This window comes from Parafrankia sp. FMc2 (assembly GCF_041008525.1).
Classification (GTDB): Bacteria; Actinomycetota; Actinomycetes; order Frankiales; family Frankiaceae; genus Parafrankia.
On record NZ_JBFLUG010000056.1, the window covers coordinates 18,660 to 33,611 of the forward strand.

General features: G+C 71.4%; 13 protein-coding genes. 11 read left to right on the forward strand and 2 right to left on the reverse strand.

The features are described from left to right. Positions 1-79 precede the first annotated feature (79 nt). The 6 genes from AB1460_RS19650 (at position 80) to recQ (ending at position 7,827) form a co-directional block, all read left to right on the forward strand. Positions 80-1,126 carry a carbohydrate ABC transporter permease gene (locus AB1460_RS19650; RefSeq protein WP_368963112.1) on the forward strand — a complete coding sequence of 349 codons (1,047 nt, stop codon included), beginning with the start codon at positions 80-82 and terminating at the stop codon, positions 1,124-1,126. After that, entirely contained in the window at positions 1,123-1,965 is an 843-nt protein-coding gene (locus AB1460_RS19655; protein WP_368963113.1) for a carbohydrate ABC transporter permease, read from the forward strand. Before AB1460_RS19650 ends, AB1460_RS19655 begins: the two co-directional genes overlap by 4 nt. A gap of 14 nt (positions 1,966-1,979) precedes the next feature. Continuing rightward, entirely contained in the window at positions 1,980-3,479 is a 1,500-nt protein-coding gene (locus AB1460_RS19660; RefSeq protein WP_368963115.1) for a GH1 family beta-glucosidase, read from the forward strand. Next, positions 3,476-4,516: a LacI family DNA-binding transcriptional regulator gene (locus tag AB1460_RS19665; protein WP_368963117.1), complete on the forward strand. Its 1,041-nt coding sequence runs from the start codon at positions 3,476-3,478 to the stop codon at positions 4,514-4,516. Before AB1460_RS19660 ends, AB1460_RS19665 begins: the two co-directional genes overlap by 4 nt. A 93-nt stretch (positions 4,517-4,609) precedes the next feature. Next, positions 4,610-5,830 carry a phosphotransferase family protein gene (locus tag AB1460_RS19670; protein ID WP_368963119.1) on the forward strand — a complete coding sequence of 407 codons (1,221 nt, stop codon included), beginning with the start codon at positions 4,610-4,612 and terminating at the stop codon, positions 5,828-5,830. A 137-nt stretch (positions 5,831-5,967) separates the two neighbouring features. Continuing rightward, positions 5,968-7,827 carry a DNA helicase RecQ gene (gene recQ, locus AB1460_RS19675; RefSeq protein ID WP_368963121.1) on the forward strand — a complete coding sequence of 620 codons (1,860 nt, stop codon included), beginning with the start codon at positions 5,968-5,970 and terminating at the stop codon, positions 7,825-7,827. Between the two features lie 20 nt (positions 7,828-7,847). On the opposite strand, the gene AB1460_RS19680 is transcribed toward recQ, so the two are convergent. Further along, positions 7,848-8,060: an AfsR/SARP family transcriptional regulator gene (locus AB1460_RS19680; RefSeq protein WP_368963122.1), complete on the reverse strand. Its 213-nt coding sequence runs from the start codon at positions 8,058-8,060 to the stop codon at positions 7,848-7,850. Between the two features lie 15 nt (positions 8,061-8,075). Here AB1460_RS19680 and AB1460_RS19685 point away from each other — a divergent pair, with 15 nt between their 5' ends. The 5 genes from AB1460_RS19685 to AB1460_RS19705 all read left to right on the forward strand — a co-directional run bounded on the left by AB1460_RS19685 (position 8,076) and on the right by AB1460_RS19705 (position 12,931). Then, positions 8,076-8,702: a hypothetical protein gene (locus tag AB1460_RS19685; RefSeq protein ID WP_368963124.1), complete on the forward strand. Its 627-nt coding sequence runs from the start codon at positions 8,076-8,078 to the stop codon at positions 8,700-8,702. Between the two features lie 621 nt (positions 8,703-9,323). Next, positions 9,324-11,246, forward strand: a complete 1,923-nt coding sequence (locus tag AB1460_RS19690; RefSeq protein ID WP_368963125.1) for an ATP-binding protein — start codon at positions 9,324-9,326, stop codon at positions 11,244-11,246. A 7-nt stretch (positions 11,247-11,253) separates the two neighbouring features. After that, positions 11,254-11,703 (forward strand): roadblock/LC7 domain-containing protein, encoded by a 450-nt coding sequence (locus tag AB1460_RS19695; protein ID WP_368963127.1) that lies wholly within the window; start codon positions 11,254-11,256, stop codon positions 11,701-11,703. 73 nt (positions 11,704-11,776) lie between these two features. Beyond that, a complete protein-coding gene (locus tag AB1460_RS19700; RefSeq protein WP_368963129.1) occupies positions 11,777-12,202 on the forward strand; it encodes a DUF742 domain-containing protein in 426 nt (141 codons plus the stop codon). A gap of 69 nt (positions 12,203-12,271) precedes the next feature. Then, the gene (locus AB1460_RS19705) at positions 12,272-12,931 is read left to right on the forward strand and encodes a GTP-binding protein (RefSeq protein WP_368963142.1); all 660 of its coding nucleotides are present in this window, start codon (positions 12,272-12,274) and stop codon (positions 12,929-12,931) included. 36 nt (positions 12,932-12,967) lie between these two features. On the opposite strand, the gene lpdA is transcribed toward AB1460_RS19705, so the two are convergent. Beyond that, positions 12,968-14,368: a dihydrolipoyl dehydrogenase gene (lpdA, locus tag AB1460_RS19710; RefSeq protein ID WP_368963130.1), complete on the reverse strand. Its 1,401-nt coding sequence runs from the start codon at positions 14,366-14,368 to the stop codon at positions 12,968-12,970. Positions 14,369-14,952: the final 584 nt, after the last annotated feature.

A 14,952-nucleotide genomic window follows, 5' to 3' on the forward strand; every position in this document is an offset into this window, starting at 1 on the left:
CGGGCGGCAGTTGGTCCGCCGGACGTGGCACCAGGTTGACGCCGCGCCCGGCGGGCCGAACGGGAAGGAGAGAAGGGCGATGACAATCGCAACACCGGCGGGTGCCGCGCGAGACGGGCACACCGACCGTTCCGGGCCGGACACGCCACCGCCCCGACTGCCGGGACCAGACCGGTCAGACCGGACCGACCGGACCGACCGGACCGGGCCGCCCGCGCTGCGGCGGGCCGCGCGGGCGACGGTCCCCTACTGGCTCATCGCCCCGTTCTTCGTTCTCTTCATCGCCTTCGGGCTGTTTCCGATGCTGTACACCGCCTGGATATCGCTCACCGACCGGGACATGCTCCGCCCCGGTGCCGAGAAGTTCGTCGGTCTACGCAACTACACCGACCTGCTGTCCGACGACTTCTTCTGGAACGCGGCCGGCAACACGTTCCTGCTGATGGCGATGTCCTCGGTTCCGCAGCTGGTGCTGGCGCTGGTCCTCGCGCACACGCTCAACGCACGGCTTCGCGGGCGGACCCTGTTCCGGATGGGCGTTCTCCTGCCCAACATCACCTCGATCGTCGCGGTGACCATCGTGTTCAGCCAGATCTTCGGCCGCCAGTTCGGCCTCATCAGCTGGGCGCTCGACACGGTCGGCCTGGACCCGATCAACTGGCAGGCCGGCGAATGGACGTCCAAGATTGCCATCGCGGCGATGGTGATCTGGCGGTGGACGGGCTACAACGCCCTGATCTACCTGGCCGCGATGCAGGCGATCCCGCGCGAGCATTTCGAGGCCGCGGCCATGGACGGTGCGGGCACCTGGCGCCAGCTCTGGCACATCACGCTGCCCGCGCTGCGCCCGACCATCGCCTTCACCGCACTCGTCTCGATCATCGGGCAGATCCAGCTCTTCACCGAACCACTGCTGTTCGACACCTCGCCGGGCAGTGTCTCCGGCGGCAACAGCCGCCAGTTCCAGACCCTCGCACTGCTCCTCTACGAGGAGAGCTTCCGGCTGCACAACTTCGGCTACGGCTCCGCCATCGCCTGGCTCATGTTCCTGGTGACCGTGGTGTTCGCAGCCGGGGCCTACGTCGTCACCCGCAAAAGCTCCCGCCTCACCAGGGGTTCCCGTTGACGTCCTCCCGTATCCGCGGCACCGGCGATCGTTCCGGGCCACTGCGCTACCCGCTTCTGCTCGTGGTCGTGTTCCTCTCCGCGTTCCCCGTCTACTGGACCTTCATGATCCCGTCCCGGACGAACGACGCGGTCGGGCAGCTGCCACCGCCCTTCCTGCCCGGCGGGCACTTCCTCTCGAACGCCGCCCGGGTCTTCGACACCGTCAACTTCGGCAAGGCCCTGATGAACTCGTTCATCGTCGCCGGGACCATCACCCTCTGCACACTTCTCTTCTGTTCGCTGGCCGGTTTCGCGTTCGCGAAGATGAGGTTCCGGGGGCGGAACGCCCTCCTTCTGATCGTGATCGCCACCATGATGGTGCCGATCCAGCTCGGCATCATCCCGCTCTACATCCAGATGCAGGAGCTGGGCTGGGGGAACCGCCTGATCTCGGTGGTGCTGCCGACCGCGGTGACGGCGTTCGGCGTCGTCTTCATGCGGCAGAACGTCCTGCAGGCCGTACCCGACGAGCTGCTCGAAGCGGGCCGCATGGACGGCTGCGGCACCCTGCGGCTGTACTGGCACGTCGCGCTGCCCGCCCTGCGGCCCGGGCTGGCGGTGCTCGGGCTGCTCACGTTCATGCAGGCCTGGAACGACTTCATGTGGCCGCTGATCGTGCTGAACTCCGAGAACCCGACGGTCCAGGTCGCGCTCAGCACGCTGGCCTCCGGCCACTACCGGGACAACACCCTTGTCCTCGCCGGGACCGCTCTCGGGACGCTTCCCGTCCTGGTGATATTCGCCCTGTTCGGCCGCCAGATCATCGGCGGCATCATGGAAGGCGCGGTGAAGGGTTGACGAACGAACCGATCGTGACGCGGATAGCCGGCGGTCTGCCGCCGGACTTCGTCTGGGGCGCCGCCACGGCGTCATACCAGATCGAAGGCGCCTTCGACGAGGACGGACGCGGGCCGTCGATCTGGGACGTCTTCGCCCGCACCCCGGGGAAGACCTGGAACGGCGAGAACGGCGACATCGCCGCCGACCATTTCCACCGCTACCGCGAGGACGTCGCGCTCATGGCCCGTCTGGGTCTGACCGCCTACCGGTTCTCCGTCGCGTGGCCGCGGGTCGTCCCGTCCGGTTCGGGGCCGGTGAATCCGCGTGGCCTGGCCTTCTACGACCGGCTGGTCGACGAGCTGCTCACCGCCGGCATCGACCCGTGGCTGACGCTGTACCACTGGGACCTCCCGCAGCCGCTGCAGGACGCGGGCGGCTGGCCCAACCGGGACACCGCGCTGCGTTTCGTCGACTACGCCGAGCACGTGGTCACCGCGCTCGGTGACCGGGTCCGGCACTGGTCGACGCTCAACGAGCCGTGGTGCTCGGCGTTCGAGGGCCACCTGACCGGGCGGCACGCCCCCGGTGTGCGCGACGTGCGCGCAGCCGTTCGCAGCGTGCACCACCTGCTCCTGGCACACGGCCTCGGTGCGGCGATGCTGCGCGCCCGCGGCGTGGGCGACGTCGGAGTGACCCTCAACCTCATCCCGGCCGAGCCGCCCTCAGCTGGCGACGGCGGGACGACCGGGCCCGACTCCGGGCCCGACTCCGGTGTCGGCGACGGCGCCGAGGACGCCGTCCGGCTGGTGGACGGGCAGCAGATCCGACTCTGGCTGGACCCGGTCCTACGCGGCTCCTACCCGTCCGACGTGATCGCCGACTTCGCCCGTGCCGGTGCCGAGCTGCCGGTCCGGGACGGCGACCTCGCCCTCATCGCCGCCCCGGTGGACTGGATCGGGGTGAACTACTACGCCCCGCACCTCGTCGCGCCGGGCCCGGACCCCGACCCGGCGCCGACCCCGTTCGCTGGCGCGGACGGCGTGACCCGGGTCGAGACAACCCGCGACGTCACCGCGCTCGGCTGGCCCGTCCGGCCCGCCAGCTTCCTGCGCCTCCTGCGACGGCTCGGCGCCGACCACCCGGGCGTCCCTCTCTACATCCACGAGAACGGGGCGGCCTACGACGACGAGGTCGCCGCGGACGGCACCGTCCACGACCCGCTTCGGCTGCGGTACCTCACCGAACACCTGGACGTCGTGCGGCAGGCGTCCGAGGAAGGTGTTGATGTTCGGGGATACTTCGTCTGGTCGCTGCTCGACAACTACGAATGGGCGGAGGGGTACCGGATGAGGTTCGGGGTCGTGCACGTCGACTTCGACACCCTTGTGCGGACGCCGAAATCCAGCGGGCTGTGGTACTCGCGGCTGATCGGCCAGCACCGCGCGGGCAGTGCCGGTACCGGGCGCAGTGCAGGCAGCGAACGCGACGGGCACACCGGGCTCCTCGGCCGTGAGGCAAGCGGAAAGTCATGAGCGGCGACGAGGGTCCGTCCGCAGCGCAGCGGCGGGCGCCGACGCTGGAAGCCGTCGCCGAGCTCGCCGGGGTGTCGCGGGCGACCGTCTCCCGGGTGGTGAACGACTCCGAGCGGGTCTCTCCCGAAGCCCGCGAGGCGGTCACCGCGGCGATCACCGCGCTCGGCTACGTCCCGAACCGGGCCGCCCGCAGCCTGGTCACCCGGCGCACCGACACCATCGCACTGATCGCGCACGAGCGGCCGGACACCGTCTTCGCCGACCCGTTCTTCGCCAGTGTGCTGCGCGGCGCGAACCAGGCCCTCAGCCTCACCCAGCTCCAGCTCGTCCTGCTCCAGGTGCAGGGTGACCAGCAGCGCGACCGCGCGCTGCGCTACGTCGGCAACGGCCACGTCGACGGCGTGCTCCTCCTCTCGCTGCACGGCGACGACACGCTCGCCACCTCGGTCTCCAAGGCGGGCGTGCCGCTGGTGATGGCCGGGCGGCTGCTCACCGGGGAGGTGGTCGACTCCGTCGACGCCGACAACGTCGGCGGGGCCGGGCTGGCGGTCCGCCATCTGGTGGCGACCGGGCGGCGCAGGCTCGCGACCATCGCCGGCCCGCTGGACATGAGCGTCGGCGTCGACCGGCTCCGCGGCTACACCGAGGCGGTGCTGGAGGCCGGCCTGCCCGACGCCGCCACCCGGATCGCGGCCGGTGACTTCACCGAGGCAGGTGGCCGGGCGGCCGCGGCCCGGCTGCTCGCCGAACACCCCGCCCTGGACGCCCTGTTCGCAGCCTCCGACCTGATGGCCCTCGGCGCCCTGCGCGCCCTGCGCGCCGCGGGGCGGCGGGTCCCCGAGGAGGTCGCCGTGATCGGCTTCGACGACGCGGCCCCCGCCGCCTACACCGATCCGCCGCTCACGACCATCCGCCAGCCGGTGGAGCGCCTCGGCCAGGAGATGGTCCGCCTGCTGCTGCGCCGCATCGGCGACGGCCCGGGTGAGCCGGTCGCCGTGGTCCTGCCGACCGAGCTGGTGGTCCGCTCGTCCGCCTGAACAGCAGCCAGCCCGGTGGGCACCGCGCGCAGCGCCGCGCAAGGGGACACCGCGCGCCGCGCCACCGGGGACAATGGCGGGAGGAGGTCGGCGGTGGCGGAGATCAGGATCAGTCCGGGAGAGGCGCAGGTGCTGCGGGCGGTGGCGGCACGCCGCGTGGAGTACCGGTGGCGCAGCGGACGGATCTCGGACCGTTACACCATCGGCGACGAGAACATCACCGTGGCCGCCCGGCCGCTGGCCCGCCGCGGGCTGATCTGGAATCCGCCCGGCAGCACCCGTCCCGAGCTGTCTCCCGTCGCCGCGGCCTGGGTCGCCGCCCACCCGGCGCCGGCGCCACCCGCCATCGGCATGCGGCTGCCCTGGTCGAGCGTGCCGACAGAGCTGGCTCGCACGGTCCAGTCCCACCTGGGCGCCCCGGTGGCCGAGGCGACCACCCAGACCGGTGGTTTCTCCCCCGGCGTCGCCGCCAGGCTGCGGCTCGCCGACGGCAGACGGGTGTTCGCCAAGGCTGTGGGGCCGCTGCCCAACCCCGATTCGCCTGTCCTCCACCGAGCCGAGGGGAGGATCGCGGCGCGACTGCCGCTGGCCGCGCCCGCGCCGCGCCTGATCGCGACGTTCGAAGCCCACGGCTGGGTGGTCCTGGTGTTCGAGGACGTCGACGGAGCGCCGCCCGACCTGCCCTGGAAGAAGGACCAGCTCGACCGGGTCCTGGCCGCCCTCGCCGACCTCTCCGCGGTACTGACACCGTCGCCGCTCGACGCCCCCACGGTCGTCGAGCGGTTCGGCGAGGAGTTCCGCGGATGGCGCCGCCTCGCCGCTGGCTCGCCGCCGGCTGAGCGGGCACCGGACACCATCATCGGAGACAACGATCCTGACGCTCTGGACCCGTGGGCCTGTCGGCACCTGGACGCCCTCGCGGATCTTGAGACCAGGTGGGCGGACGCGGCCACCGGAGACAGTCTCGTCCACGCCGACCTGCGTGCCGACAACCTCCTGCTCACCCCGGACCGGGTCGTGGTGGTCGACTGGCCATGGGCGTGTGTCGCGGCGCCGTGGTTCGACCTGCTCGCGATGCTGCCGAGTGTCCGGATGCAGGGCGGTCCCGCCCCCGAGGACGTCTTCGATGCCCATCCGGTGGCACGCGGCGCGGACGCGGACGCGGTGACCGCGACCATCGCAGCCCTGGTCGGGTTCTTCGTGCGGCAGTCGCGCCAGCCCGCCCCGCCCGGGCTTCCGACGCTGCGGCCGTTCCAGGCCGCCCAGGGGCGAGCCGCACTCGACTGGCTGCGGATCCGGACCGGCTGGTCGTAGGAGCCGGCAGCGGCACTGACGCGCTGCGAGGAGGTGGCGGCGCCGGTGGTACGCGCCTGCCATCCCATCGAGGACGCGTTGTCCACAGGCACCGGTCGGCTCGCCACCGCCGGGGAGGCGCCTTCTACAGTGGCCCGGTGACCTTGCCTTCCGTGCGCGCCCCGCGTGACGCCACCGACGTGCTGCGCCGCGTCTTCGGCTACGAGTCGTTCCGCGGCGGCCAGCAGGAGATCATCGAGCACGTCGTCGCGGGAGGCGACGCGCTGGTCCTGATGCCGACGGGCGGCGGCAAGTCGCTCTGCTACCAGATCCCCGCGCTGGTCCGGCCCGGCACCGGTGTCGTCGTGTCGCCTCTCATCGCCCTGATGCAGGACCAGGTGGAGGCGCTGCGCGCGCTCGGCGTCCAGGCGGGCTTCCTCAACTCCACCCAGGACGACAGCGCTCGTCGCGACGTGGAGGCCGCGTTCGTCGCGGGCGAGCTCGACCTGCTCTACCTGGCGCCCGAACGGCTGCGGCTGCGGTCGACCGTGGAGCTGCTCGACCGCGGCGAGATCGCGCTCTTCGCGATCGACGAGGCGCACTGTGTCGCCCAGTGGGGCCACGACTTCCGCCCCGACTACCTGCTGCTGTCCGAGCTGGGCCAGCACTGGCCGCAGGTACCGCGGATCGCGCTGACCGCCACCGCCACCCCGGCGACCCACAAGGAGATCACGGCCCGGCTCGGGCTCGAGAACGCCCGCCATGTCGTCGCCGACTTCGACCGGCCGAACATCCAGTACCGCATGGTGCCGAAGAAGGAGCCGAAGGCCCAGCTCCTCGAGTTCCTGCGCACCGAGCATGCCGGCGACGCGGGCATCGTCTACTGCCTGTCCCGCGCCTCGGTCGAGAAGATCGCGGACTTCCTGGCCACCAACGGCATCGCGGCCCTGCCGTACCACGCCGGTCTCGACGCCCGGGTCCGCGCCGAGCACCAGGCCCGCTTCCTGCGGGAGGACGGCCTGGTCATGGTCGCGACCATCGCGTTCGGGATGGGGATCGACAAGCCCGACGTCCGGTTCGTCGCCCATCTCGACCTGCCCAAGTCGGTGGAGGGCTACTACCAGGAGACGGGCCGCGCGGGGCGGGACGGGCTGCGCTCCACCGCCTGGCTCGCCTACGGCCTGCAGGACGTCGTCCAGCTCCGGCGGCTCATCGACACCTCCGAGGGCGACGCGGCACACCGCCGGCGGCTCGGCCACCACCTCGACGCGATGTTCGCGCTGTGCGAGACCGTGGAGTGCCGCCGGGTCGGGCTGCTGGCCTACTTCGGACAGCCGCGGTCGGCGCCCTGCGGGAACTGTGACACCTGCCTGGAACCCCAGCAGTCGTGGGACGCGACCGTCCCCGCGCAGAAGGTGCTCTCCGCCGTGTTGCGCCTGCATCGCGAGCGGCGGCAGAAGTTCGGCGCCGGCCATGTGATCGACATCCTGCTCGGCAAGCGCACCCCCAAGGTCAGCCAGCACGGGCACGACACCCTGACCGTGTTCGGCATCGGCACCGAGCTCGCCGAGGCCGAATGGCGGGGCGTCGTCCGTCAGCTCCTCGCCCAGGGGCTGCTGACGGTCGAGGGCGATCACGGCACCCTGCTGCTCACCGACGCGAGCGGGGAGGTCCTGCGCAAGGAGCGCACCGTGTCGATGCGCCGGGAACCCCAGCGCCCCGCGAAGGCCGCGGCGACGGCGAAGAACCGCCGCGCGGCGGCACCGGTCGAGCTGCCCGAGCACGCGATGCCGCTGTTCGAGCGGCTCCGGGCCTGGCGGGCCGCCACCGCCAAGGAACAGAGCATCCCCGCCTACATCATCTTCCACGACGCGACCCTGCGGGAGATCGCCACAGTAGCGCCGGCATCCCTCGCCGACCTCGCGACCGTGAACGGCGTCGGCGAGAACAAACTCACCAAGTACGGCGACGAGATCCTGCGCCTGTGCACGGAGGAGGAACCGCCGCCTGGGGAATGACCCGAACCGGGCGGAGCGGCTCAGATCGGCTCGTGGCGGCGGACCTTCTCGTGTAGGCGGGCCGTCGCCGGTGCCGGGCCCACCCGCAGCTCCCGGGCCAGGAAGTCGGCGCAGGTGCGGAACTGCAGCAGGGCGAGGTGCGGCTGGCCCTGGCGGCTGTAGGACCGCATGAGGCGGCGGTGCGCGTCCTCCCGGCAGGGGTCGCGCTCCAGCAGCACCCGGACCTTCAGCACGAGGAAAGCTTTGTCGTGCGGCTGCTCCTGGAGGGAACAGCGGTGCGCAGTACCAGCGTCCGACACTCCCGCGGGGGTATCGAGGCACGCTGGCCGTCGTGGGCACCGGCGAATCTCACGACGTTCATCGAGGCCCACCTCACACATGTCACGCCGGGTGTCCGCCATGGCCCGCAGGCCGACCGCGCGGGCAGCGGCACCGGACCCGTGCCGGGCGGAGCCCACCTCCCCGCGCGCGTCGAGCCGGCCGCACCGCGCGCGGGGTCGCCTTCTGACATCTGGCTGGCGCTGCGCGTCGACGACCAGACCCTTCCACCCTGGGGATCACTTGACTATTCCGCGGTGGCTCGAGTCGATCCCGTCGATCTCCCCGGAGCATACGGAAACGGGAACGGGAACGGATTCGACGACGGTATCGCCGTCGAATCCGTCGACACGGGAGCGCCGGTTCGACAACACCCGCCGCTGCGCTCCCAGGGGGCCGTTCTCGCGTCATCCGTCACGATTCATCTGGCGAGCCCCGGGCTGCCTGCCGGCCACTACGGTCTCGCCGCCGCCATAAGTCTGCGAATTCCCGGCGTCCGGCGGCCACTCGGCGTCACTGGTGCCCGCCGGGCGACCTTCGAGATCACGAGCCGCTGACCACCCGCGGCCAGCCCCGCCCGCCGCATCTGCAGTCCAGCCGCCTCCGGCTCGCTCCGGGCGGCCGCGGCACGGTTCCGCCGTGGGACGACGACCCGCGAGGGCCCATCTCACCCTGACCCGAGCAACCAGGCGGACGCCCAGCTCATACCGCCGGAGCCCAGGGCGGCACCCACGGCACGAGCGGCCCGTGCAGGACCTGGCGCCCGTCGGGCGCGATATGTGCGACGAAGGGCCGGCCGGCGGCGACCCACGCACACGGACCAGCTGACCACGGAAACAGACAACACGGCCAGCCAGTCGACCGACACAGGCAGGATCCTGATATCCCAGGCTCGAGCAGATGTACAGAAACCGGCGACAACTTGTCCCAAATTTGTTCCGGAGTAGCAAGGACAACGATCCGAACCCGCTTCGCCAGCACGGGAACCGGCCCGGCTCATGCCCGTCACGCCGCCGGGGCCAATCAAACGGGAAACAGCTCGTTCCGCCGGAGGTCCGTAGCCAGATGATCGAGAAAGTCGCGGTTGAACACAAACCAGTGCTTCTGGTTGCATAGCTCCCCAGCGGGGCTACCGGTGTCAGGAGAGTCCCATACCCGACGAGAGCAAGTGGGACGCGATGACGCCGCGAGCACGAGATCTGCTCAACCGATCACGCTCGCTCCTGGGAGCCTCCCGCGACAGTGCGTCCCCGCCGCCCGGCGCCGGGGTCGAGTTACGCGATCAGGCGTCCGAACCGGCCGGTGACGGCAGCGGCGGCGTCAGCGACGGCACCAGCAGCGGCCCTGGCGACCGGCCGGCCTCGCCGTCTGCCAGGGCCCGCACCCGGCCGGGGGTTCCCGCCGCCGGCGCATCGCAGCGCGGGCCGTCATCGCCCGCGCCCGCGCGGCCGGGCACACCGACGGCGCCCGCGGGACGGATCCCGCGCACGGCAAGGTCGCACCGGGAGGGGACCGGCGCCGCGGCCGCCGCGGTCCGCGGCGGTGCGGCCCAGAGCGCGGCGGGCAGCGGCTCCGACGCGCTCGCCGCGATCTGCGCGGACATCGCGCTGCGCGATCTGAATCTCGTCGACCTGCTGCTCTCCCAGCTCGAGGAGATGGAGGCGAAGGAGGAGGACGCCGACCGCCTCGCCGAGCTGTACCGTCTCGACCACCTCGCGGCGCGGCTGCGCCGCAACGCCGAGAACCTGCGCGTCCTCGCGGGCCACGATGCCAGCGGGGGCACTGCCGACAGCACCGCGCTCGTCGACGTCGTCCGTGCGGCGATGTCGTCCATCGACCACTACTCGCGGGTGGTGATCGGCAGGGTGGTCTCGCTCGGTGTCATCGGGTTCGCAGCCGAGGACGTCGGGCGCGTCCTGTCCGAACTGCTGGACAACGCGACCAGGTCATCGCCGCCCACCGCGCCGGTGCGGGTCGGCGTCCACCTGACGGAGACCGGCAGCGCGCTGCTGCGCGTCGAGGACGACGGCATCGGTTTCCCGCCGGAGCGGCTCGCGCAGATCAACGAGCGACTGGCCGGCGAGCCGGTCCTGGACGATGATGCCGTCCGCCACATGGGTCTCGCTGTTGTCCACCGACTGGCGATCCGGCACGGCCTGCGGACATGGCTGGACACCCGCCAGCCACACGGCACGACCGCCTCGGTACTGATCCCGCCCGGCCTGATCTGCGAGCTGCCCGAGGGCAACTGGTCGGGAGCCCAGACGGTGCAGCCCCGCCCCGCGGGTGCCGCGGGCAGGGGATTCCCGGTGCGGGGCAGCGCTGCCCGGAACGACCCGACCGGGGGCACCGGCGAGTCCGCGGCGGCCCAGGCGGCGGGCACCGGTTCCGCCGCGGGGCCGGGCTCCGGTCCGCACAACGGCGGTCCGCACAACGGCGCTTTCCGGCTGTCGGCCCTCAGCCGCTCCGCGGCCGTCGATCACGCCACCCACAGCACCACGGGACGGTCACCGGGCTCGCTGTTCGGCGGTCCAGGCGCTCCGCCCGCCGACACCATTCCGCCCGCCGACACCACTCCGGATGCGGCCCAACGGAGCGGCCTGCTCTCCGGGCCCCCGTCCACGGAGGCGCTGACGAGCGGGACAACGTCGACGGGCCTCCCCCGCCGGGTCTCCCGCAGCCTGCGGACCGCGGCCACCGACCAGCCCTCCGGCCCGCCCGGAAACGCGGGCAGCCCCACGACGGCCGGCACGCCCAGCCCGGACGCGGGCGAAACCAAGCCACCGACCCACACGGCTGACACGGCTGACACGGCCGCGAGTGGCGTGGCTGCGGATGGCGCGGGCGACGAGACCACAGTGCCGGGTCCGGTCAGCGCCGAGGACGTCGATGCGCCGGCGTCGGCGCCCACCGGCTCAGCCGGTCACGACACAGCTGCTCCCGGTCCCGACGGTCCCGGCAGCAACGGACTGAACGGTCATCGGACGCAGCCGACGGCCCCGGACGAGGATCAGGCCGCCGACCACGCAAGGCTGCTCGCGGACCTCAATGCCTTCACCGAAGGCGAACAGACTGCCCACCGGCACCAGCGAGGGGACTAGGAAATCAGTGACGGATCAGAGCCATCGCCCCGCGGACTTCGACTTCCGCTGGCTGATCAATGACTTCGTGGGCAAGGTCCATGGCGTCTCCCACGCCCTGATCCTCTCCGCCGACGGGCTGTCGCTGGCGGCGTCCGACGGCGTCTCGTCGGCCGAGCGTGACCAGCTCGCCGCGATCGCGAGCGCGATGATCAGTCTTGCCCGCAACAGCGCGCAGCTGTTCTCCAAGGGGAGCTGTGAACAGATCATCGTGCGCATGTCCAAGGGCTACTTCCTGTTCATGGGCATCAACGACGGGGCCGGTCTCGCGGTGCTGACCGGGCCGGACTGCGACATGAAGGTCGTCGCCTACGAGATGACCCAGTTCGTCCTGCACGCCGGCCACGCCCTCACTCCGGACCGCCGCGCGGACCTGCGCCGCGTGCTGGTCGGCCCGCAGCTACCCGGCCTGAGCTGAGCGGATGCGGCGACGCGGCGCGTCAGACCCCCGCGGACCACACCGGGCGCGACGAACCAGGAACGTGAGACAGATGAGCATGTCCGAAGACGCCGCGCAGAGCTCACCGGAGAAGCGGGAGAGCCAGGAAGGGCAGGAGAAACCGGAGAAACCGGGCCCGCGCAGCAGGCGGATCCGGCCGTACGCCCTCACCGGCGGGCGGACGAGGGCCCGGCACCACCTCCTGATGGAAACCATGGTCTCCGTTCCGCGCTACGACCCGACGCTCAGCGAAACGCTGATGCCGGAGTCCCGGGCGCTCTACGAGCGCGCACGGTCACAACTGTCGATAGCCGAACTGTCCGCGATGCTCGCCATTCCGCTCGGAGTGGTCCGAGTGCTCATCAGCGATCTCGCCGCGCAGGGGGCCGTGCTGCTGCATCCCACAGCCCACACCTACCACCACGACCGCACTGTTCTGGAGAGGATTCTCAGTGGCCTGCGTGAGCTCCCGGTCTGAGGGCCGCGGGATCCGGCGCCTGGGCGGACGCCCGTGAACGGATTCCCTCCACACGGCAGCGCGGCGGCCGTGGCCGGCTCCACCGGTCAGGACGCTCCGACGGCCACCGCCGGCGACTCTCCGCCCGCGATCTCCGCGAAAATCGTCATCGCGGGCGGGTTCGGGGTGGGCAAGACGACGCTGGTGCGGTCGGTGTCGGAGATCCCGCCGCTGAACACCGAGGCGTGGCTGACGGAGGCCGGCGAGGGCATCGACGACCTCACGCTGAGCGAGACGAAGCACACGACCACCGTGACCATGGACTTCGGCCGCATCTCCCTGTACCCGGATCTCATCCTCTATCTTTTCGGCACCCCGGGGCAGCCGCGCTTCTGGTTCCTCTGGGACGACCTGTCACGCGGTGCGCTGGGCGCCATCGTCCTCGTCGACAGCCGGCGGCTCGAGCAGTCGTTCACCGCGCTGAACTACTTCGAGCACGACTCGACGGTGCCGTTCATCGTCGCCGTCAACCGCTTCGAGGGGAAGCTGTGGCACGACGTCGGCGCTGTCCGGGAGGCTCTCGGCCTGCGCGCGGAGGTCCCCCTCGTCACCTGTGACGCCCGGGATTCGGCCTCGACCGGGCAGGTGCTGCGGGATCTGGTCGTGCACACGCTGGCGCTGGCGAGGTCCGCGGACAAGGGGAGCACCGGGGGGACCAAGGGGACCGACGAGACCGGGGCCAGCGCCTAGCGTCTGGCCCCGGTGGCGTCCTGGAGGCGGGTCACCTCAAAGGTTGATCATGTGGCCGGCGAGGCCGTGGATCGCCTCCTGCAGGCCCTCGCTGAGGGTCGGGTGGGTGTGCACGTTGCGAGCGAGCTCGAACGCGGTGAGGTCCCACTTCTGTGCGAGAGTCAGCTCGGGCAGGAGCTCGGAGACGTCCGGGCCGATCAGGTGGCCGCCGAGCAGCTCCCCGTACTTCGTGTCGGAGATGAGCTTGACGAAGCCGTTCGGGTCGCCGAGGCCGTGCGCCTTCCCGTTCGCGGTGAAGGGGAATTTGGCGACCTTGATGTCGTGGCCCTCCTCGCGGGCCTGCGCCTCGGTCAGGCCGAAGCTGGCGACCTGCGGCTGGCAGAACGTGGCCCGGGGCATCATCCGGTAGTCGCCGAGCGTCTTCGTCTCCGCACCGGCGATGGCCTCGGCGGCGACGACGCCCTGGGCCTCGGCGACATGCGCCAGCATCAGCTTCGCCGTGACGTCGCCGATCGCATAGATGTGCTCGACGTTGGTGCGCATGTAGTCGTCGATCGCGATCGCGCCGCGGTCGGTGAGAGCGACGCCGGTGTTCTCCAGGCCGAAGTTCTCGACGTTCGGCGCGAACCCGATGGACATCAGGACCTTGTCGACCTGCAGCGAGCCGTGCGCGCCGTCCTTGCCGGTGTACTCGACGGTCACCGAGGAGCCGCCGTCGGTCACCGTCTCGACCTTGGTCGAGGTCAGGATCGGGACGCCCAGCTTCTTGTACTGGCGGAGGATCTCCTTGGAGACGTCGGCGTCCTCGTTCGGCAGCGGGCGGTCGAGGAACTCGATGATCGTGACGTCGACACCGTAGTTGCGCAGGACGTACGCGAACTCCATACCGATGGCCCCGGCCCCGACGATCGCCATCGAGCGCGGCAGGTCGCGGGTGAGGATCTGGGTCTCGTAGGTGACGACGTTGTCCGAGAGCTCGACACCGGGCAGCAGCCGCACCCGCGAGCCGGTCGCGATGATCACGCTGTCGAACGTCACCTGGTCGCTGCCGCCGTCGGAGAGCGCCACGTCCAGGGTGTTCGGGTCACGGAAGGTGCCGCGGCCCGTGTATTCCGTGATCTTGTTCTTCTTCATCAGGAAGTGCACACCCTTGACCCGGCCGTCCGCCACCTGGCGGCTGCGGTCGAAGGCGGCGCCGAAGTCGAAACTCACGTCACCGGAGATGCCGAAGGTCTTGGCCTCGTGCGCGAACAGATGGGCGAGCTCGGCGTTGCGCAGCAGCGCCTTGGAGGGGATGCAGCCGACGTTGAGGCAGACCCCGCCCCAGTACTTCTCCTCGACGACGGCGACCGACATCCCGAGCTGGGCCGCGCGGATCGCCGCGACGTAGCCGCCCGGACCTCCACCAAGGACAACGAGATCAAAGTGCGCTGCCATAGGTCCACCCTACGATCGTCCTGGACGCCGGCTCACGGCGCGGTGCGGAGACTTCAGCCACGCATGGTGCCAGCCCTGTTCCAGTCGCCCACAGATGGGCACGCCGGGCCCACCGCCAAACGGGGCCGGCCGCCTGCGCTCACTGCGATCAGGCCGGACTGACGACCGGACGCACTACGACGCACTATTCACAGCCCGCGGACCGCGGGAGTCCGCCGGGCCGACCGGCACCCGGAAATCAGGAACAGCCCCGCATCGTCCCTGCTGGAGACCGGTGTCGAGTCGGGCGTCAAGCCCGGTGTCGAGCCCGGTGCCGAGCCCGCAGGTGGGTCACCGCCGCCGCCGGGTCACGATGCGCCGGCCGTCGTCTGATCGCCACCGTGGCCGCCCGCTTCCCGACCGTAGCGGCGGTCACATCAGCGGTCCTGACGCCAGGGCCGGAAGGCCGGCGCCAGCTCGGGCCCTGCGGCCCGCGCTCACCCATCCGGGCGGCCCGTCGGGGCGACGGGCGCCTCGCCCGGACGGCGCACGGGCATCCCGCCAGGGTCCGGACCAGCACGGACGGCTCTGCCTGTCCACTGCCC

Coding starts and splice junctions, on each gene's coding strand:
- AB1460_RS19690 (WP_368963125.1), top strand. CDS start 9,324: ATGACGCCGCGAGCACGAGATCTGCTCAACCGATCACGCTCGCTCCTG.
- AB1460_RS19650 (WP_368963112.1), top strand. CDS start 80: ATGACAATCGCAACACCGGCGGGTGCCGCGCGAGACGGGCACACCGAC.
- AB1460_RS19665 (WP_368963117.1), top strand. CDS start 3,476: ATGAGCGGCGACGAGGGTCCGTCCGCAGCGCAGCGGCGGGCGCCGACG.
- lpdA (WP_368963130.1), bottom strand. CDS start 14,368: ATGGCAGCGCACTTTGATCTCGTTGTCCTTGGTGGAGGTCCGGGCGGC.
- AB1460_RS19700 (WP_368963129.1), top strand. CDS start 11,777: ATGAGCATGTCCGAAGACGCCGCGCAGAGCTCACCGGAGAAGCGGGAG.